The sequence below is a fragment of the Arthrobacter sp. E1SS-5 genome (assembly GCF_057073715.1).
Genome location: NZ_CP172703.1, coordinates 609,472 through 629,359, shown reverse-complemented (window position 1 = coordinate 629,359; position 19,888 = coordinate 609,472). Strand labels below are relative to the sequence as shown.

The 19,888-nt window shown below is 67.6% G+C and carries 16 protein-coding genes; 13 read left to right on the top strand and 3 right to left on the bottom strand.

Annotated elements, in window-relative coordinates:
* Positions 1-27: 27 nt before the first annotated feature.
* The 7 genes from ACIGJD_RS03110 (at position 28) to ACIGJD_RS03080 (ending at position 8,266) form a co-directional block, all read left to right on the top strand.
* Positions 28-834 (top strand): IclR family transcriptional regulator, encoded by an 807-nt coding sequence (locus ACIGJD_RS03110; protein ID WP_483688256.1) that lies wholly within the window; start codon positions 28-30, stop codon positions 832-834.
* A 118-nt stretch (positions 835-952) separates the two neighbouring features.
* Complete coding sequence (locus ACIGJD_RS03105) at positions 953-2,083, top strand: cupin domain-containing protein (protein WP_483688255.1); 1,131 nt, start codon at positions 953-955, stop codon at positions 2,081-2,083.
* A complete protein-coding gene (locus tag ACIGJD_RS03100; RefSeq protein ID WP_483688254.1) occupies positions 2,083-2,910 on the top strand; it encodes a fumarylacetoacetate hydrolase family protein in 828 nt (275 codons plus the stop codon). The genes ACIGJD_RS03105 and ACIGJD_RS03100 overlap by 1 nt, the downstream gene beginning before the upstream one ends.
* Complete coding sequence (locus ACIGJD_RS03095; RefSeq protein WP_483688253.1) at positions 2,910-3,662, top strand: maleylpyruvate isomerase family mycothiol-dependent enzyme; 753 nt, start codon at positions 2,910-2,912, stop codon at positions 3,660-3,662. The genes ACIGJD_RS03100 and ACIGJD_RS03095 overlap by 1 nt, the downstream gene beginning before the upstream one ends.
* Before the next feature lie 231 nt (positions 3,663-3,893).
* Complete coding sequence (locus tag ACIGJD_RS03090) at positions 3,894-5,489, top strand: PucR family transcriptional regulator (RefSeq protein ID WP_483688252.1); 1,596 nt, start codon at positions 3,894-3,896, stop codon at positions 5,487-5,489.
* On the top strand, positions 5,486-6,424 hold the full coding sequence (locus tag ACIGJD_RS03085) for a glutaminase (protein WP_483688251.1): 939 nt from the start codon (positions 5,486-5,488) through the stop codon (positions 6,422-6,424). Before ACIGJD_RS03090 ends, ACIGJD_RS03085 begins: the two co-directional genes overlap by 4 nt.
* A gap of 45 nt (positions 6,425-6,469) precedes the next feature.
* Positions 6,470-8,266: a thiamine pyrophosphate-dependent enzyme gene (locus tag ACIGJD_RS03080; protein ID WP_483688250.1), complete on the top strand. Its 1,797-nt coding sequence runs from the start codon at positions 6,470-6,472 to the stop codon at positions 8,264-8,266.
* Positions 8,267-8,371: 105 nt separating this feature from the next.
* Here the strand turns inward: ACIGJD_RS03080 and ACIGJD_RS03075 are convergent, their stop codons facing one another.
* Positions 8,372-9,151, bottom strand: coding sequence for an SDR family NAD(P)-dependent oxidoreductase (locus ACIGJD_RS03075; RefSeq protein WP_483688249.1), 780 nt, complete (start codon positions 9,149-9,151; stop codon positions 8,372-8,374).
* Between the two features lie 83 nt (positions 9,152-9,234).
* Between ACIGJD_RS03075 and ACIGJD_RS03070 the strand changes: the two genes are divergently transcribed.
* Positions 9,235-9,837 carry a TetR family transcriptional regulator gene (locus ACIGJD_RS03070; protein ID WP_483688248.1) on the top strand — a complete coding sequence of 201 codons (603 nt, stop codon included), beginning with the start codon at positions 9,235-9,237 and terminating at the stop codon, positions 9,835-9,837.
* A 55-nt stretch (positions 9,838-9,892) separates the two neighbouring features.
* Here ACIGJD_RS03070 and ACIGJD_RS03065 read toward each other — a convergent pair whose 3' ends face one another.
* Positions 9,893-10,240: a hypothetical protein gene (locus ACIGJD_RS03065; protein WP_483688247.1), complete on the bottom strand. Its 348-nt coding sequence runs from the start codon at positions 10,238-10,240 to the stop codon at positions 9,893-9,895.
* A gap of 204 nt (positions 10,241-10,444) precedes the next feature.
* Here ACIGJD_RS03065 and ACIGJD_RS03060 point away from each other — a divergent pair, with 204 nt between their 5' ends.
* Positions 10,445-10,654, top strand: a complete 210-nt coding sequence (locus tag ACIGJD_RS03060) for a hypothetical protein (RefSeq protein ID WP_483689415.1) — start codon at positions 10,445-10,447, stop codon at positions 10,652-10,654.
* Positions 10,655-10,794: 140 nt separating this feature from the next.
* A complete protein-coding gene (locus ACIGJD_RS03055) occupies positions 10,795-11,460 on the top strand; it encodes a DUF4232 domain-containing protein (protein ID WP_483688246.1) in 666 nt (221 codons plus the stop codon).
* 130 nt (positions 11,461-11,590) lie between these two features.
* On the opposite strand, the gene ACIGJD_RS03050 is transcribed toward ACIGJD_RS03055, so the two are convergent.
* Positions 11,591-12,064 carry a DUF4383 domain-containing protein gene (locus tag ACIGJD_RS03050; RefSeq protein WP_483688245.1) on the bottom strand — a complete coding sequence of 158 codons (474 nt, stop codon included), beginning with the start codon at positions 12,062-12,064 and terminating at the stop codon, positions 11,591-11,593.
* Between the two features lie 191 nt (positions 12,065-12,255).
* On the opposite strand from ACIGJD_RS03050, the gene ACIGJD_RS03045 reads away from it, so the two are divergent.
* From ACIGJD_RS03045 to ACIGJD_RS03035, 3 genes are all read left to right on the top strand, one after another.
* Positions 12,256-13,812 (top strand): FAD-dependent oxidoreductase, encoded by a 1,557-nt coding sequence (locus tag ACIGJD_RS03045; RefSeq protein WP_483688244.1) that lies wholly within the window; start codon positions 12,256-12,258, stop codon positions 13,810-13,812.
* Positions 13,813-13,925: 113 nt separating this feature from the next.
* Positions 13,926-19,064, top strand: a complete 5,139-nt coding sequence (locus tag ACIGJD_RS03040; RefSeq protein ID WP_483689414.1) for a DNA glycosylase AlkZ-like family protein — start codon at positions 13,926-13,928, stop codon at positions 19,062-19,064.
* The gene (locus tag ACIGJD_RS03035) at positions 19,057-19,887 is read left to right on the top strand and encodes an Fpg/Nei family DNA glycosylase (RefSeq protein WP_483688243.1); all 831 of its coding nucleotides are present in this window, start codon (positions 19,057-19,059) and stop codon (positions 19,885-19,887) included. The genes ACIGJD_RS03040 and ACIGJD_RS03035 overlap by 8 nt, the downstream gene beginning before the upstream one ends.
* Position 19,888 lies beyond the last annotated feature (1 nt).

Here is a 19,888-nt window from a genome sequence, read left to right as displayed (position 1 = left end):
ATAACGGGTGGCCCATAAGATTCTGTTATGCAGAATCTTCCTGCCCGTCGGAAGCCCACTTACTCCATTGAGGCGGTGGACAACGCCCTGCAGCTCCTGCAGCTCCTGCGGGACGTGGGCAGCCTGCGGCTCAAGGACGCCGCAGCGGAACTGGGCGTGGCCCCGTCCACAGCGCACCGCCTGCTGGCCATGCTGGTGTACCGCGGTTTTGCCGTCCAGGACGAGACGCGGCGCTACGTGCCGGGTCCGGCCATGGGCGCCGGCCCCGCCGGGTTCAGCTGGACCCGGCAGCTGCGGGACATCTCCCGGCCCCACATGGAAGTGCTGTGCGCCCGCACCAACGAGACCGTCAACCTGATGATCCGGGTGGGCACCAAGGTCCGGTTCCTGGACACGGTGGAAAGCTCGAACATCCTGCGCGTGGGAGACCGCCAGGGGACATTGCTTCCGGCGCACAAGGCATCCGGCGGCAAGGCCATCCTGGCCGAGCTGGAACCGGCCGCACTGGAGCAGCTGTTCCGCAGCCCCAACGCGGAGCTCGCCGGGGACTACATTCCCGACGCCGAGTACCCGGCCTTCCTGCGCGAGCTTGAGTCGGTGCGGACCAACGGATTCGCTGCCAACTTCGAGGGCACCGAGGAGGGCATCAGCGCCTTTGGGATGGCCCTGCGCAACGGCCGGGGCATGGTGGTGGGCGCGTTGAGCGTGGCGACTCCGGTGGCCCGGTTCCGGCCGCTGTTCGACGCCGGACTGGTGGGCGTGATGATGGAAACCCGGCGCCAGCTGGAGCTGGACATCGCGGCGAATCCGGTGGACGGTGCAGCGGGCAGCTGACGGGCCGCGGGATAGGCACCAAAAAATTCTGCAGGACAGAATATGTTGGAGATCACAGCACCGCACTCCTTAAGGTCGAATCCACGTCGCAGTCAGTCCGCACGCAAGGAGAAGGCCAGTGTCGATCAGCGCTGAAAACCAAACGCACGAGTCCGTCGCGCAGGAACACCACGTTCCCGAGCCCACGCCCGAGGAGGCTGCCCAGCTCGAGCAGCTCTACAAGGATTTCGATAAAGAGAACCTGATTCCGTTGTGGACGGAGATCGCGGATCTGATGCCGATGGTCCCGTCGCCCAAGGCTGTGCCGCACGTGTGGCGGTGGGATGACCTCTATCCGCTCGCCGCCCGCGCCGGGGACCTGGTGCCCGTGGGCCGCGGCGGGGAACGCCGCGCGATCGCGCTGGCCAACCCGGGCCTGGGCGGCACCCCGTACGCCACCCCCACCCTCTGGGCTGCCATCCAGTACCTGGGCGGCCGCGAAACCGCCCCGGAGCACCGGCACTCGCAAAACGCCTTCCGCTTCGTCGTTGAGGGCGAGGGGGTGTGGACCGTAGTGAACGGTGACCCCGTGCGAATGTCCCGCGGCGACTTCCTGCTCACCCCGGGCTGGAACTTCCACGGCCACCACAACGACACCGACCAGCCCATGGCCTGGATCGACGGCCTGGACATCCCCTTCGTGCACTACGCCGACGCCGGGTTCTTCGAGTTCGGCACCGAGCGCGTCACCGACGAGGCCACCCCGGACATTTCCCGTTCCGAACGGCTCTGGGCCCACCCCGGGCTACGCCCGCTCTCCGGCCTGGAGAACACCACCAACTCCCCCATCGCCGCCTACCGGTGGAAGTACACCGACGCCGCCCTGCGCGAACAACTCCTCCTCGAGGACGAGGGCCACCCGGCCACCGTGTCGCAGGGCCACGCCGCCGTCCGGTACACCAATCCCACCACCGGCGGGGATGTCATGCCCACCATCCGCGCCGAGTTCCACCGGCTGCGCGTCGGCGCCTGGACCGAGACCGTCCGCGAGGTGGGCTCCGGCGTCTGGCAGGTCTTCGAAGGCACCGGCACCGTGACCCTCAACGGCGAAACACGGGTCCTGGCCAAGGGCGACCTGTTCGTGGTCCCGTCCTGGGCCGCGTGGTCCCTCCAGGCCGAATCCGAGTTTGACCTCTTCCGGTTCAGCGACGCCCCCATCTTCGAGCGCCTGAACTTCAACCGCACCTACATCGAAGGACGCACCAAGTAATGAAACTCCTCACCCTCCGCCTCGAAAACGGCAGCACGACGGCGGTCCGCCAGGACGGCGGCACCCTCACCGAGATCCCGGGCTTCTCCGACGTCGGGGCACTCCTGAAGGACCCCAACTGGGAAACCACGGCGAAGGCGGCCAACGGCGCGACGCACGCGCTCGACGGCGCCGACCTCGCCGCCGTCGTACCCTCCCCCGGCAAGATCATCTGCGTGGGCCACAACTACCGCAACCACATCAAGGAAATGGGCGCCGAGGTTCCCGAGCACCCCACCCTCTTCGCCAAGTACGCCGAATCCCTGATCGGCCCCGACGACGACCTGGCGCTGCCGCAGGAGTCCGACACGGTGGACTGGGAAGCCGAACTCGCCGTCGTGATCGGCAAGGCCGGGCGCCGCATCCCCGAATCCGAAGCCGCGGACCACATCGCCGGGTACGCCGTGCTGAACGACATCTCCATGCGCGACTACCAGTTCCGCACCATCCAGTGGCTGCAGGGCAAGACCTGGGAGAAATCCACCCCGTTCGGCCCCGCCCTGGTCACCAAGGACGAATTCACCCCCGGCCCGCTGATGACCTCGGCCGTGGACGGCGACATCCAGCAGTCCACCCCCACCTCGGACCTGGTGTTCACACCCGAATACCTGGTCTCCTACATCTCCACCATCATCACCCTCAACCCGGGCGACGTGATTGCTACCGGCACCCCCGGCGGTGTGGGCCATGCCCAGGATCCCAAGCGCTACCTGCAGGAGGGCCAGGTCCTGGTCACCACCATCGAGGGCCTGGGCCAGCTGGCCAACCGCGTGGTCAAGGAGGCCTGATGGTTGCCCGGCACGACCAGACCACCGATCCCGTCCTGCTCGACGGGCTCCTGCAGGCCAGGCGCGGCACCGCGTTCTTCGCCCGCAAGCTCAACGAGCTCACGGACGCGGAACTGGACGGGAAGTCCCTGCTGCCGGGCTGGACCCGCCGGCACGTTGTAGCCCACGTGGGCTACAACGCCCGGGCCGTCGCGCGGCTGGTCGACTGGGCAGCCACAGGGGTGGAGACCCCGATGTATCCCTCGGTGGAGGTCCGCAACCACGAGATCGACTTCGGCGCCACCCTCTCCCCGATCGCGCTGCGGAACCTGTTCGACCACTCGGCCGTGCACCTGAACGTCGAGTGGCGCGACCTGCCCGCCGACAACTGGCACCACAAGGTCAAAACCGTCCAAGGCCGCGTGGTTCCGGCCGAGGAGACCGTCTGGATGCGCACCCGCGAAATCTGGGTGCACGCCGTGGACCTGGACAACGGGGCAACGTTCAAGGACATCCCGGCCCCCGTCCTGGAACGGCTCCTCACGGACATCACCGGCGCCTGGCACGCCCGCGGCACGGACAACGCGCTCCTCATCACGGTGGACGGCACCGACCTGAGATTCGGTGACACCGCCGCCGACTCGCCCACCGTGGTATCGGGCTCGCTGGCGGCCATCACCCAGTGGTCCACCGGCCGCGGCACGGACGGCACGACGGCAACCCGCGACGGCGGATCGGTCACCCCGGCGCCGCCGGCACCTGCCTGGATCTAAAGCCCGGGACACGTCCACTAACCGCCAAAGGCGGGTCAGCATCCGCTGGCCCGCCTTTCGTGTGTACCGTCATTTACCCGCCTGTCCCCCGCCTGCCGCCGCACCTCAGTCTGCGGACCAAAAATCACCGCCCGCGCTTGGAAAGGGATCCATATTTAGGCTGCCCGGCGCTCGGTAGCATGAGGGAACCGGACAAAGCCGTCCGGCGGGATCGACGCAAAAGGAAAGCCCATGGCCGCGGTTACGGTGGATGACATCCTCTCGGATCTCCCCCTTGGCTTCGCCAGCCTCATCCTCCGGCCCGCTTCTACGGCGCCGGCCATTGAACGGTTCCTGATTGTCGACGCCGACGACGACGCACCCGCAGCCTCCGGCGCGTTTGTCCTGCTCATCGGCGTCCGCGGCCGCTCCGCCCTCCCGGCGCTCCGGCGGCTCCTCAAAGACCCGCCGCCGGTGGTGGCCGTCAAGGGCACCCACGAAGACCTCGCCGAAGCGGAAGAACTGCTGCAGGCCGCCGGCTCGGGCCTCCTGCTGGTGGATCCGGCCGCCGATTGGGACCGCCTGCTCTCCATCGCGCAGGACCGGATCCAGCCGCGCAGTTACCAGAGCGAAGTCCTCACCCTGCTCGAGGAAGACCTGTTCGCCATCGCCCAGACCACAGCCAGGCTCACCTCCAGCCACGTGCTGATCGAGGACGCGGCCAACAAGGTCCTGGCGTATTCAACGGTGACCAATGACATCGACGAGCTCCGCAAAGCGTCCATCCTGTCCCGCCGCGGCCCGCGGAAGTACGAGCTGCTGCTCAAGGACCTGGGTGCCTACCGCGAACTGCACCGGACCCGCCAGCCGGTCCGTGTGCCGGCCCGCCCCCAGGACGGGCTGCGGGAACGGGTGGCCATCGCACTCTTCGCCGGCGAGCGCATCATGGGCTACATCTGGCTCCAGGAGACCGGAGAGGGCTTCGGCCCGGATGTGGAGTACGTCCTCACCGGATCCGCGGCCAGGGTTTCCGCCGAACTGATCCGCTACCGCAACCAGCAGTCCGTCCACATGCGGGAGGACCGGGTGGCCCGGATCCTGTCGGGCCCCGCCGAGGCCGCCGCCAGCGCCCACAGCGGAAAGATCCCCTCGGAGCGTCCCGCGGCGCTGATCCTGATCGGCATGTCCGACGCCGACTCCCGGGCCGATGACGCCGCACTCAAGCACGGCGAACTGGCCAACCTGGCATCCATCCACGCCGCCGCGTACAAGGCGTCCGCCGTCGTCGGCCAGTTCAAGGGCGACACCGCCATCATCCTGCCGGACCTTCAATCCGGCACGGCCGAGGCGGGGCTGAGGTCCCTCGCGGAAGCGGTGGTCAAGGATGCCCGAAGACACCTGGGCATCACCCCCTTCGCCGCCGTCGGACCGCTGGCCCCGGACCTGCTGTCCATCCACGGGATCGCCGGTATTACCGAGGCCCTGCTGGCCTGCGTCCGGGACGCCACCCCGGGCACGGTGGCCGGCGTGGACGATTTCGAGGCGGAAATCCTCTATCGCGAGGCCGTACGGAACTTTCACAGCTCGCCCTTCAGGCACCGCAGCCTGGCCGCGCTGCTCCAGGAGGATGCCGAACTCGCAGCAACCCTGCGGGCCTACTTCGACGCGTGCTTCGACGTATCCGAATGCGCCAAACACATGAACCTTCACAAGAACACCGTCTATTACCGCGTTGCCAAGGCGGCCAGGGTGACCGGGCTGGACTTCGGCAATCCCCGCGATTCACTGGTGGCCCTGCTCCATCTCCAGGAGTGGGCCTCCTCCAACGACAATTCAGGCAGGAAATGAGCACCACACTCAGCGCACCGCCACTTGGCCTCCTCCTGGAGGACATCGTCCGGCGCCACCGGCCCCGGCAGAATGCCGGCAACGTCCCCACTAACATTCCATTCCTGGCCACGGTTCCCTTCGACCACTTCGGCATCGCCGTGGCCACCACCTCCGGGGAGGTCTACAGCTCCGGCGACGCCTGCGTTCCCTTCTCCATCCAAAGCATTTCCAAAGTCTTCACCCTGGCCATGGCCCTGCAGGGCGGCAGGTCCGCCGGCCTTTGGTCCCGGGTGCTGCGCGAACCGTCTGGAACGTCCTTCAACTCGCTGGTCCAGTTGGAAGCCGAAAAGGGCATTCCCCGCAATCCCTTCATCAACGCCGGCGCCCTGGTGGTCACCGACCACCTGCTGGAAGAGACGCCCGACGCCGCCACGCAGCTCCTGCGGTTCCTCACCGAACAGGCGGGGGACGCAGGCCCCGCGCCGTTCATCGATGAGGCTGCCGCGGCCGGTGAGCTGGACAGCAGCAGCCGCAACCTGGCCCTGGCGCACTTCCTCAAGGATTTTGCCAACCTCACCCGGCCCGCCGCCGTCGTGGTGGAGAACTACGTACGCCAATGCTCCATCATGATGACCTGCGTCCAGCTGGCCAGGGCCGGCCTGTTCCTCGCCAACAACGGCCAGGGAACAGCCGGCACGGTGCTGTCCCCCAGCGAGGCAAAACGAATCGGCTCCATCATGCTGACCTGTGGCATGTACGACGCCGCCGGCGAATTCGCCTACCGGGTGGGCCTGCCCGGCAAGAGCGGGGTGGGTGGCGGCATTCTGGTCATCGTCCCGGGCCAGTGCGCCATCTGTGTCTGGAGCCCCCGCCTGGACGCCAAGGGCAATTCCATGGCCGGCACCGCTGCCCTGGCTGATCTCTCGGACCGCACCGGCTGGTCGGTCTTCTAAGCTTCCCCATCCACCAGGATCTTCCCTGATTTGAAAGGAACACCCATGCCCAGCAACCCCAATGACGAGGTTGATTTCCACCGCACGGTTGACGTTCTTGACGGCGGCCGCGCACACGCGCTTAAGACCGCACTGCCCACCGGGGACAAGGGCAACCAGGGGAACCACACTCCCCGGCTCCGCCCCCACCCATCGGACCATGTGCAGCCCCAGCCCAAGTCCGCCGGGCACGTGATTGTCGATTCACTGGCGGCCCACGGCATTGAACGCACCTACGTGGTTCCCGGCGAGAGCTTCCTTGACGTGCTGGACGGACTGCACAATTCGGACATCGAGACCATCGTCTGCCGGCACGAGGGCGGAGCGGCCTACATGGCCGAGGCAGACGGCAAAATGCAGCAACGTCCCGGCGTGGCGATGGTCACCCGGGGACCGGGAGCAGCAAACGCCCACGTCGGGCTGCACACCGCATGGCAGGATTCCACGCCCATGCTGCTCTTCGTGGGCCTGATCCCGTTTGCCCACCGGGACCGGGAAGCATTCCAGGAATTCGACATCAAGTCGTGGTTTGATACCGGCGCGAAGCGCGTCATGGTCCTGGACCATGCGGAGCGGGCCTCGGAAATCGTGGCTGAAGCCATGTTCGCGGCCATGAGCGGCCGGCCCGGGCCTGTGGTGGTCGGACTGCCCGAGGATGTCCTTCGGCAGCACATCAACCCCGCGCTGCACCCCGTAATTCCTGTGGCGGCCGGCGGCATGAGCGGCAGCGATTCCGCGGCATTGAAGGCTGCCCTGGCCGGGTCCAGCAAGCCGCTCTTCGTCACTGGCGGCAATGACTGGACGCAGGAGGCGGCAGATCAGCTCACCGCCTGGCTGGAGCGGCACCGCATCCCCGCCGCTGCCGAATGGCGGACGCAGGGAACGGTTTCCTTTGATTCGCCGTCCTATGTGGGACCCATCGGGTACGGCCGTCCCCGCCCCACCTACGACCTGCTGGAGGAAACCGACCTCCTGGTGTTTGTGGGCACAGTGCCCGGAGACGTGATCACAGACGGGTTTGTGTGCCGGCAGGACTGGGACAAGAAGAACTTCCTGGTGACGGTGGACCCCTCCCTGCGCGGCCGGTCCGGCCCCGTTTCCCGCCAAATCCTGGCCAAACCGGAAGCCTTCGTCCGAGACCTCGAGGAGATCCGCCTGCCGGTCAAGGATGAGTGGAAGGCATGGAGCACAAGGATGCGCGCCGAGCAGGAGAAATTTGCCACCCTCCCCCCGGCCGCGCCGGCTCCCGGCAGGGCCCGGATGGACACCCTGATGGCCAACCTCGTACCCCGCCTTTCGGAGGACTCTGTGGTGACTTTCGGGGCCGGTGAACACACCAACTGGGCCCACCGGTATTTCCCCACCCGCCGCTACGCCTCCATGCTCAGCGCCCGCAACGGCTCCATGGGGTACTCCGTCCCGTCCGCCATCGCCGCATCGCTGGCCGATCCGGGCCGCCGCGTGGTCACCATCGCGGGGGACGGCGAGTTCCTCATGAACGGGCAGGAACTGGCAACTGCCGCCCAGTACGGCGCCACCCCGCTGGTGGTAGTGATGGACAACCGGGAATACGGCACCATCCGGACGCACCAGGAGCGCCACTACCCGCAGCGGATTTCCGGCACGCAGCTGAAAAACCCGAATTTCGCGCTGATGGCCAAGGCTTTCGGTGGTTTCGGGATTACCGTCACGGCGGACTGGGAAGTCCCCGCTGCCCTGAACGCCGCCATGGAGGCAATCGACAGGGACGGCGTGTTCGCGCTGATCCACCTTCTTGTGGAGCAGCGGGTCAAGGCATATTAGGGGGCGGCCACTGCGCCGGAAACAAGTCATGGGTGACAGGACGACGGCGGGTCCTCCCGCCGTCGTCCTCCTGCCTTAACTGCCCGTCACCAACGCCGGCACGGGCTACAGTGCCGACCACCCGCCGTCGGAAGCAAGGATGGCGCCGTTGACGTTGGTGCCGTCGTCGCTGAGCAGGAACGTGATGGACGCGGCAAGCTGGGCGGCAGTGGCGGGCGCGGGGATATTAGCCTGCATCAAGGGGCCCAGACGCTCGGCCGCCATCTGCGACCCCCAGTTGGCCACGATGTTGGTGATGGTGGCGCCCGGTGCCACGGCGTTGAAGCGCACCCCCTTGGGCCCGTACATCACCGCCGAATTCTTGGTCAGCCCCACCACTGCATGCTTCGACGCGGTGTAGGCCGCACCGGCGGCGGAGCCCCGGAGGCCGGCTTCGGAGGAGACGTTGACGACAGAGCCCGCCCCGGCCTCGAGCATCAGCGGCAGCACTGCGCGGGTCAGCCGCATCAGGGCGGTGACGTTGATGCGGAAGACTCGCTCCCAGGTCTCGTCGTCCAGGTCGTGAATGGGCGCGAAATTGTCCATGATGCCTGCCACGTTGGCCAGCGCGTCCACGCGCCCGCCTGCAGCGGCCACCACGGCGGCCACCGTTTCTTCGGTCGAAATGTCCCCCGCCACAGGGACCAGGTCCAGTCCGGCGTTCTGCTCCAGCAGTTCGTCCAGCCGCTCCTTGCTGACATCGGCGGCGATCACCCGGCCGCCTTCCCTGGCCACCCGCAGCGCCGTTGCCTTCCCGATGCCCGAACCTGCGCCGGTGACGATGACGGTCTTGCCTGCGAAGCGGCCCTGCGTGACCACTTCCTGCCATGCAGCTTCGTTGCCCATGATGTCCTTCCCAAGTAGGAGCGAGATGCCCACACTTTATGACACCGAGTGTCATTATGGAAGGGAGAGGGAACGATGGAGCCATGGAGGCAACAGTGAATGGTACGACTGCACGCACCGCCGGACGGCCGGCCACCATTGACCCGGACGCGGTGGCGCGTGCTGCCATGCAGTTGTTCGATAAAGAGGGCTACTACAACACCTCCATGGCCGATATCGCCGGCGCAGCGGGAATCGGCCGCAAGAGCCTGTACCGCTACTTCGCCACCAAAGCCGACCTGGTGTGGGGAGGCATGGAGCACGCCCTCGACGCCTCGCTGAACGTGCTCGGTGCCGGGGCGGCCGAACCCGCCTCCCTCCCGGACCCGCTGGCCGGCCTGACCCATGCGGCCACTGCCGGAGCGCACGCGTTGCCTGACCTTGCACTGACGCGGGCACGTCTGCGCCTCATCGCCGGACACAGTGAGCTTCGCAGCCACAGCTACGAGGCCCTGGGTGCCCAGCGCGGGCGGACACTGGCCTACCTCACGGCAGCGGGAATACCGGAAGATGTGGCGGGGTACCTTGCCGCTGCTTTCATCGGGGCCACCTTCCAGGCCTGGCTGGACTGGGCAGCGGGGACTGGCCCGGATCCTGCCCCTTATCTCCGGGCGGCTGCGGGGGTCCTCCGGGTTCCGGCCGACTGACAGAAAGACGGGGAAGCCGGCGCGCCGGCTTCCCCGTCTTGGAGCTCTGAAAGCGCTAGAGCCGGTCCGTGCGGTCCTCGCCACCCTTGTGGCCGGCCCCACGCAGGTTCTCCTGGACCTTGCCGAACAGGTCCTTGATGGTGGACTCCGCATTGGAAATGACGTCCACGGGAACGAAGACCTCATGGGTCACCGGCAGGTCGTATTCATCCTTCAGGTGCGTGCCGTTTCCAACCCCCGTCAGGGACAGGTAGACCATGGCCTCTGTCCGGGCAATGCCGGCGAGCTTGCCGAACACGACGGTGAACTCATTCGGCTGGAAACTGATGGTCTGCCCGATGTGGCTGCGGCCCAGTTCACCCGCGGGAACGGCCTTCTCCGACTGGCTTCCGGTGTAGTCCATGAACTTCTCCTTCGATCGCCAACACGTACGGAGGCAGTCTAACCCCGGCCCCTTACGCCGTCACAGGCACTGCTGGAGCCGTGCACAAAGGCCGGCACACCGGCGTGGCCATTCCTCCATTGAGCCGGGCAGGGGCGCACCTGTTTGATGGCATCACCGGGCCGGCAACGGCCATACCCTTTCAAAGGAAAAACCGTGACTTCAATGACGAGCCGCGTAAAGAGCCCAGTCCGTTGGGACACCGTCGAGACCGGTGATGCAGTGGAACTGAGGAGTAATGGACGCACTGTTTTCAGCGGCTTGGTGGATGCCAGGACCGACGACGGCGACGTGGTCTGGGTGACTGCTCCCGCGGGCGGGCGGCGCCTGTTCCACATCGCAGACGGCTTCGACCTGGCAGGGGTGCCGGCATGACGGACTGCCCTGAGGACTGCCACTACTGCACGGGGCCCGAGACCGATTGAAAGCCCGTATCATCACGATCCGGGCATCAAATTGCCGCTACTGCATGTGGCATCGTTGACGCGGGCAACAGCTACAGCGAAGGTGGTGCCATGAGGTCTCAGAAAATTTCCCAGGGGTTGGTTATGACGACGGCGGCTGCAGCGGCAGCACTGTTGCTCACCGCGTGCGGTCCAAGCCAGCCGCAGTCCCAGACGACGACGTCGCCCTCGCCTTCAGGCAGTGGGCAGGCGAGCCAGTCCTCCACTCCGTCGGCCAGCACGCCGCCTCCGGCATCTTCGGCGCCGGCCACGTCCACGCCGTCCTCCCCGACTCCCAGCACCACTGCCGCCGGCGCCCCCGGCCTGTGCAAGGCCGGCGGCCTCACCGCCGCCACCGACGCTTCCGGCGGCGGCGCCGCGGGCAGCGTCTATATGAAGCTAAACCTCACCAACAAGGGCTCCGAGCCCTGCATCCTCAGGGGATTCCCCGGCGTTTCCCTGGTGGCGGACGCCGCCGGCGAACCGATCGGCGCCCCGGCAACACGTGACGACTCCGCCGGCGTCGTCGACGTCCTGCTGGCTCCCGGCCAGACCGGCACCGCGGTGCTGCGCTACACGCAGGCGCGTAACTACCAGGGCTGCTCACCGGTGGATGCCGCCGGTTACCGGATCTACCCGCCGGAGGACACCGACTCGCTGTTCATCCCGCAGCCCACAACGGCCTGCAGCAACACAGACATCACCCTGCTCTCCATCGGAGCGTTCCAGGCCGCCTAAACCGCAAACCATTCCCCGAACGGCTGAAGGCGGCCCGGCAATCAAGCCGGGCCGCCTTCAGTAGTCCTGGGCCGCCGTCGGAGGTTTCGCCCGACGGCGGCCCCGTTCAGGTATTCACGCTGCGTTATGGCTACCGGGCTGCCGTGCTGGTGCGGCCTGCGCGCGCCGTCCCGCGGGACAGTGCCACACCCAGGCCGATCATGGCGACTCCGAGGACGAAGTGCAGCCAGTTGTCAGCACTGTTGACCGGCACGAAGTTGGCTCCGCTGTCCTGCCCGATGAACAGGCCGTAGAGCCACAGCACCAGGTAGATGGCGCCGCCGACCACCAGGTAGTTCCTGGAGGCTGCCGCGCTGCGCGCCATCGCGACGCCAGCGATGCCGAACAGCAGGTGGACGATGTTGTGCAGGATCGAAACCTGGAAGATGCCCAGCAGCAGGGCACCTGATCCGTGTCCGGCGAAGCCCAGGGACTCGTAGTTGGAAGTGATGCCCGGGATGAACCCCAGGACCCCCACCAGGAGGAACACCACGCCTACGGCAAGGGTGGCTTTTTGGATGTTGGTCCGGCCCACGGTGCGACCGCCGGAATTCATGGTTGTCATGATGTCTCCTGCTTGTGTCGTTGGTGCATTCTGGCTGCCGGGCGATGCACGACCATTGGTGCTCGACCGTAGACTTAAACCCCGACATCGTAAGTATACTTAGCAAATCCGCCGCGGATAGTAAGGGTCAGTAACGGACCCATCACAAAGTGGCCTGTCAGGGCCTTGGACCGGAGGCAGGTTGGACTGGCATGACGTCGATTTGGCTGGACCGCAGGAACCCTTTTACATCGGATCCATTCGAACCGGACACCCGGTACGACACGGTAGTTGCCGGCGCCGGCCTCACCGGTCTGGTCACCGCCCTGTTGCTGGCCCGGTCCGGGCAGAGTGTGCTGGTGCTCGAGGCCCGCCACCCCGGCGCCGTAACCACCGGCAACACCACGGCCAAAGTAACCCTGCTGCAGGGAACGTTCCTGTCCCAGCTTGCCCGCCAGTACTCCCGGAAACAGGTGCAGGCGTACGTTGACGGAAACCGGGAAGGGCAGGCATGGCTGCTGCGCTACCTCGAGGAACAGAACGTGCCCTTCCAGCGCCGGGATGCCTACACCTACGCTGCCTCCGCCCAGGGCACCGAAAAGCTGCGCGAAGAGATTGGCGCCGCCACCACCGCCGGGCTGGACGTGGACTACGTGCGTGACGCCGGCCTGCCCTTTCCGGTCCACGGTGCCGTGCGCATGCGGAACCAGGCCCAGATCAACCCGCTGGACGTCCTTGACGCACTGGTGGCGGATATCCGTAGCCAGGGCGGACGGATTGTCAGCGGTGTGCGCCTCCGCGACGTCACCGGGGATTCCCCCTCCGCCGTCCGGACCGACCGGGGCAGCGTGAGGGCGGACAAGGTGGTCCTGGCCACCGGCATCCCCGTCCTGGACCGTGGCCTCTATTTCGCCAAGCTGAAGCCAAGCCGCTCCTATGCCGCCGCACTCCAGCTCCAGGAGGACCAGGCACCTCCGCCGGGCATGTATATCTCCGTTGAGCAGCCAACCCACTCCCTCCGGGACTACGAAGTGGACGGCAGGAACCTGCTGCTGGTGGGCGGCCACGGGCACCAGGTAGGCCGCACGGAGTCCGAAAAGGCACACCTCGCAGGCCTGCTGGACTGGGCCGGAAAGCATTATCCCGGAGCCGTCACCACCCACACATGGTCGGCGCAGGACTACATGCCAACCAACCTCATGCCGTTCTTCGGCAAACTCCCCCGCGGCAAGGGCCAAATTTACTTCGGCACCGGCTACAACAAGTGGGGAATGACCAACGCCGTGGCCGCCGCGCTGGGCATTTCCGCGGATATCCTGGGCGGGCAGGTGCCCTGGGCGGACACCATCCACCACCGGATCACGTCACCTGCGGGTGCGCTCTCCGCCGTCACGCTCAACGCCGGCGTGGCTGCCAGGATGGCCATGGACTGGGCAAAGGTGAGTGCCGAGGACCGGAAAATCGACGGCCTGAAACGCGGCACGGAGCCGGCCCCGTCACCTGTGGCGACCGGTCCGTCCGCTGCCGCCACCCCGCCGGAAGGGCAGGGCAAGGTCTACCGGGACGGCAACCGCCCGGTGGCAGTGTCCACCGTGGACGGAACCACGTGCCGGCTGTCCGCAGTCTGCACCCACATGGGCGGCATCCTGCACTGGAACGACAACGAGCGGTCCTGGGACTGCCCGCTGCACGGCTCCCGGTTCACTAACGAGGGCCAGTTGCTCGAAGGGCCCGCCACCAAAGACCTGCCGGAGGCCGGATCTGCCTGAGCAGGGTGGAGTTGAATGGGGCGCAGTTGACTGTCAGTGGCTTGGGGCATGATGGAGGCATGAACCAGGAACAGCGTCCTGCCGGCAGCAGTGCTTCCGGCGCGGCTGCACCCATGGGCCAGTTCAGCCGGCCCACCCGGGAGTGGTTCCTGGGCGCGTTTTCCGAGCCAACACCTGCGCAGGCAGGAGCCTGGAACGCCATTTCCTCGGGCTCGCATGCGCTGGTGGTGGCCCCCACGGGCTCCGGCAAAACCCTTGCCGCCTTCCTTTGGGCACTGGACCGGCTCTTGGCGTCTGCCCCCGGAGCCCCTGAACCCGTGGCAGCTGAGAAGCCCGCGAAGGGAAAGCGGGCCCGCGCGCCCAAGCGCAAGACCCGGGTCCTTTACATTTCGCCCCTGAAGGCTTTGGGCGTGGACGTGGAACGCAACCTGCGGTCACCCCTGATCGGCATCACCCAGACAGCCAAGCGGCTGGGGCTTCCCGCGCCGCTGATCACTGTGGGGGTCCGGTCCGGGGATACGCCCGCCGCGGACCGGCGTGCCCTTTTGAGCAACCCGCCGGACATCCTCATCACCACCCCCGAGTCCCTGTTTCTCATGCTCACCTCCAAGGCCCGGGAGACCCTTACCGAGGTGGACACCATCATCATCGACGAGGTTCACGCCGTGGCCGGGACCAAGCGCGGCGCGCACCTTGCGGTATCCCTGGAGCGGCTGGACGCGCTGCTGCCTAAACCTGCACAGCGCATCGGGCTTTCCGCCACGGTGGAACCCAAGGAACTCGTAGCCCAGTTCCTTGCCGGTTCAGCTCCAGTGGAGATTGTGGCACCGCCTGCCAGGAAAAATTGGGACCTCACGGTCTCCGTACCCGTGGAGGACATGTCGGACCTGCAGGGTGCAGCGGGAGCGTTCGATTCCGGGCCGGCCTCCGGGCTCCAACCGCAGGCATCCATCTGGCCGCATGTGGAAGAGAAGATCGTGGACCTGGTGCTGGCCAACCAGTCCACCATTGTCTTCGCCAACTCCCGGCGCCTCGCCGAGCGCCTGACGGCCCGGCTCAACGAGATTTACGCTGAACGCCAACTGATCGCGGTAGGCGGTGGCTGGGACGACCCCAGTCCGGAAGGGCACGCGGGTGCGTCCGGTACCCGGGAGGCAACGGCGTCGGGCATTCCCGCGTCAACCGCCACGCCCGCCCACATGATGGCCCAGGCCGGAAGCTCCGCCGGTGCGGATCCTGTCATGGCCCGCGCCCACCACGGCTCCGTCTCCAAGGACCAGCGCGCCCTCATTGAGGACGACCTCAAGTCCGGCCGGCTGCGCTGCGTGGTGGCCACGTCGTCCCTGGAGCTCGGCATCGACATGGGAGCAGTGGACCTGGTGGTGCAGGTGGAGTCGCCGCCTTCGGTGGCCAGCGGCCTGCAGCGCGTGGGCCGGGCCGGGCACCAGGTGGGTGAGATCTCCCAGGGCGTCCTTTTCCCCAAGCACCGGGCGGACCTGGTCCACACCGCCATCACTGTGGAGCGCATGCTGGACGGCAAGATTGAGCGCCTCAGCATCCCGGCCAACCCACTGGACATCTTGGCCCAGCAGACCGTGGCCGCCACCGCCCTGGGCAGCATCGATGTGGAGGAATGGTTCAGCACCGTCCGGCGCTCAGCACCATTTGCCTCCCTTCCCCGGTCAGCATTCGAGGCCACCCTGGACCTGCTGGCCGGCCGCTACCCCTCCGATGAGTTCGCTGAGCTGCGGCCCAGGATCATTTGGGACCGCAATGCCGGCACCATCGAAGGCCGGCCCGGCGCCCAGCGCCTGGCCGTCACGTCCGGCGGCACCATTCCGGACCGCGGTTTGTTCGGCGTCTACATCATCGGCACCGAGCAGGAAGGGGCGGCGTCCCCTGCGGAGGACGGAAAACCGGCGCGTGCCCCGAAGGGCGGCCGTCGCGTGGGCGAGCTGGACGAAGAGATGGTCTACGAGTCCCGGGTGGGCGACGTCTTTGCCCTGGGTGCCACCAGCTGGAAGATCGAGGACATCACACACGACCGCGTCCTGGTCTCCCCCGCTTTCGGGCAACCCGGCAAACTTCCGTTCTGGAAGGGTGACTCCCTGGGGCGGCCGGTGGACCTGGGCCGTGCGCTGGGAGCGTTTGTCCGCGAGCTGTCGGCGTCCGACGCCGGCCCTGCCGCTGCGCGTTGCAAGGCCAGCGGGCTGGACGACTTCGCGGCGAACAACCTTATCCAGTACCTCACCGAGCAAAAGCAGGCCACGGAGGTGGTCCCCAGCGACACCACCCTGGTGGTGGAGCGGTTCCACGACGAACTGGGCGACTGGCGCGTCATCCTGCACAGCCCCTTCGGCATGCCGGTGCACGCGCCGTGGGCACTGGCCGTGGGGCAGCGGCTCCACCAGCGCTACGGGCTGGACGGCTCGGCAATGGCGGCCGACGACGGCATCGTGCTGCGGGTACCCATGATGGAGGACGAGCCGCCGGGCGCTGAACTGTTCCTCTTCGATCCGGAGGAACTGGAGCAGATCATCACTGCCGAGGTCGGCGGCAGCGCCTTGTTTGCGTCGCGGTTCCGCGAATGTGCAGCCCGCGCGCTCCTGCTGCCCCGGCAGACCCCCGGCAAGCGGCAGCCGCTGTGGCAGCAACGCCAGCGGTCAGCCCAGTTGCTGGATGTGGCCCGGAAGTACCCCACGTTCCCAATCGTCCTGGAAACAGTGCGTGAATGCCTCCAGGATGTCTACGACCTGCCGGCGTTGAAGGACATCGCTGCATCCGTGGAACGGCGGGAACTGCGGATCCTGCAGACCACCACCCAGCAGCCCTCACCGTTCGCCAAGTCCCTGCTCTTCGGCTACGTGGCCCAGTTCCTCTACGAGGGCGATTCCCCGCTCGCGGAACGGCGGGCAGCGGCCCTGGCGCTGGACTCCACCCTCCTGAACGAACTGCTGGGCCGGGTGGAACTGCGCGAACTCCTGGATGCCAAGGTCATCGAGACCACCGAGCGCGAGTTGCAGCGCCTGGCGCCGGACCGCAGGGCACGCGGGATGGAAGGCGTCGCGGACCTGCTGCGGCTGCTGGGCCCGCTGGCGCCCGAAGAAACCGCGGCACGGCTGCAGGGTGGGGCTGGGGCTGATCAGGAAACTACCACGCCGGGGCCGGCCGGAAGCGCGGCCACTGCAGCTCCGGAGCCGCCGAGTGAAAGCGGCAACATGGGGCAGGCTGAAGCGGAACCCGCCTCCAGGCCGGCCGCCACCGTGGCAGAAGCGGCAGCACATCTCGCGGCGCTGCAGCGAGCCAACCGCGCCATCAAGGTCAACATCGGCGGGGTTGAGCGTTTCGCCGCCGTGGAAGACGCAGCGCGGCTGCGGGATGCCATCGGTGTGCCGCTGCCCATGGGTGTGCCGCTGGCTTTCATTGAACCGGCTGCCGATCCCCTGGGTGATCTTGTCTCCCGGTACGCACGGACGCACGGCCCCTTCACGGCGGCCGAAGCAGCCGCCCGGCTCGGCCTGGGCGTGGCCGTGGTGGGAACCGCGCTGAAACGGCTGGCAGCGGACGGACGCGTCGTTGAGGGCGAATTCCGGCCCCATGTCACCTCGACGGCAGCCGCACTCGCTGAACCAGCGGTGGATGAAGCCGCACTCGCTGAAGCGGCGCCGGCAGAAGCCGGCGCCGCTGGGGCCGCCCCGCTGGAAGCGGGCCATCCTGCCACCGCACCTGGCGCTGATGAACCAGCGCGGCCAACTGACGAAGTGGTTCCGCCGCCCGCTGAAGCACCCGCGCCGGAGGTGCCGCACTCCATCGCCAGCGAATGGTGTGACGCCGAGGTGCTGCGCAAGCTCCGACGTCGTTCGCTGGCTGCCCTGCGGGCGGAAGTGGAGCCGGTGGATGCCGCTGCCTATGGGCGCTTCCTGCCCGCGTGGCAGCACGTCAGGACACCCGGCGGTGGCCGCGGCCAGCCCTCGCTGCGCGGACTGGACGGCATCATCACCGCCATCGACCAGCTCTCGGGGGTGCCCGTCCCGGCGTCAGCCTGGGAGCCGCTGGTGCTGGCCACCCGTGTATCCAACTACCAGCCCGCCATGCTGGACGAGCTCATGGCCGCCGGCGAGGTGCTCTGGTCCGGGGCAGGCGCCCTTCCCGGCAACGACGGCTGGATCAGCCTGCACCTGGCGGACTCGGCCGAGTTAACGCTCAATCCCGCGCCCGAGTTCGAACCGGGGGACGCTGGACAGCGCCTCCTGGACCATCTGCGCAACAACGGCGGAGGATACTTCTTCCGGCAACTGACGGAGGTGGCCGGCGGCATGGACGCCGTCCTGGGCGACCAGGAAGTGGTGGCTGCGCTCTGGGATCTCGCGTGGGCAGGCAGAATCACCGGCGACACCTTCGCCCCCGTCCGGGCCCTGATCGCCGGTGGCCACACTGCACACCGGCAGGTGGCCCGTGCCCCGCGTGCCAGGGCGCCGCGGCTTAGCCGATTGGGCCGTTCCCATGGCACCGGCCTGATGGGGTCGCCCGGGCTGTCCGGCGGCCGGTACGGAACGCAGGGTGCCGCCGCGCCGCCCACCGCGGCTGGCCGCTGGTCCGCGCTCCCGAAGCCGGAACTCGATCCCACCATCCATGCCCGCGCCACCGCCGAACTCCTGCTGGACCGCTACGGCGTGGTCACCAGGGGCTCGGTCATGGCGGAACAAATCCTGGGCGGCTTCGGGCTCATGTACAAGGTGCTCGCGCGGCTCGAGGAAGCAGGCCGGTGCCGGCGGGGCTACTTCATCGAGCACCTGGGCGCCGCCCAGTTCGCGGTTCCCGCCACCGTGGACAGGCTCCGCTCCTATTCGGAGGACACCCAGCTGGCAAAAGCCGAACCGGTGGCCCTGGCCCTCGCCGCCACCGACCCTGCCAACCCCTACGGCGCCGCCCTGCCCTGGCCGGCGCTCCAGCAGGACGCCGGCACTGGCCACCGGCCGGGCCGCAAAGCGGGGGCCCTGGTGGTGCTGGTGGATGGTGCGCTGGTGCTCTACGTGGAGCGCGGCGGAAAGACCCTCCTGGCGTTCAGCGAGGACGACGCCGTGCTGGCGGCAGCAGGTGCTGCGCTGGTGGGGGTGGTGACCCGCGGGGCGGTGGACAAGCTGATCATGGAGAAGGTGAACGGTCACGACCTCCTGGACACCCCGGTCGCTGCTGCCCTTAGCTCCGCCGGCGCCTACTCCACCCCGAAGGGACTGAGGATCCGTGCCTGAGGGCGATTCCGTTTGGCGGGCCGCCCACCAACTGCACGAAGCCCTGGCCGGACAGACACTGCTTGCCTCCGACTTCCGCGTGCCCCGGTTCGCCACACTGAACCTTGCCGGCTGGACCGTGGACGAGGTGGTCCCCCGCGGCAAGCACCTGCTGATGCGGGTGATCAGCCCGGAGGACAAGAGACTCACCATCCACTCACACCTGAAGATGGAAGGCGCGTGGCAGGTCTATCCGCCCGGCGGAAGGTGGCGCAAGCCGGGCTTCACCGCCCGGTGCGTGCTGCGCACGGCAGCGGCAGACGCCGTCGGCTTTTCGCTTGGCATTGTGGAAGTGGTGGCAACAGCCAACGAAGACTCCATCGTCGGATTCCTCGGCCCGGACCTCCTGGGTCCGGACTGGGATCTGGACGAGGCCGAACGCCGCATCCGCTCCCGTCCCGAAGTCCCCATCGGAGTAGCCCTGCTGGACCAGCGAAACCTTGCGGGCATCGGCAACATCTACCGCTGCGAAGCGTGCTTCCTGTCAGGGGTGCATCCCGCCACGCCTGTCTCCGAGGTGGCCGACGTCCGAACCATGATGACCGACGCCAAGCAGCTCCTGGAGGTCAACCTCGGTCCGGGCCGCCGCGTCACCATTCTCAACAGCCGGGGCATGCCGGTGGGCCGGCTGGCAGGCAGGCCCGGGTACTGGGTCTACGGCCGTGAACGCCAGCCGTGCCTCAAATGCCGCACACCCATCCGGCGTGGGCTCCTCGGCAAGCCGAACGGCGAGGAAGAACGCGACATCTACTTCTGCCCGAAGTGCCAGCCGGCGCCTACCTGAC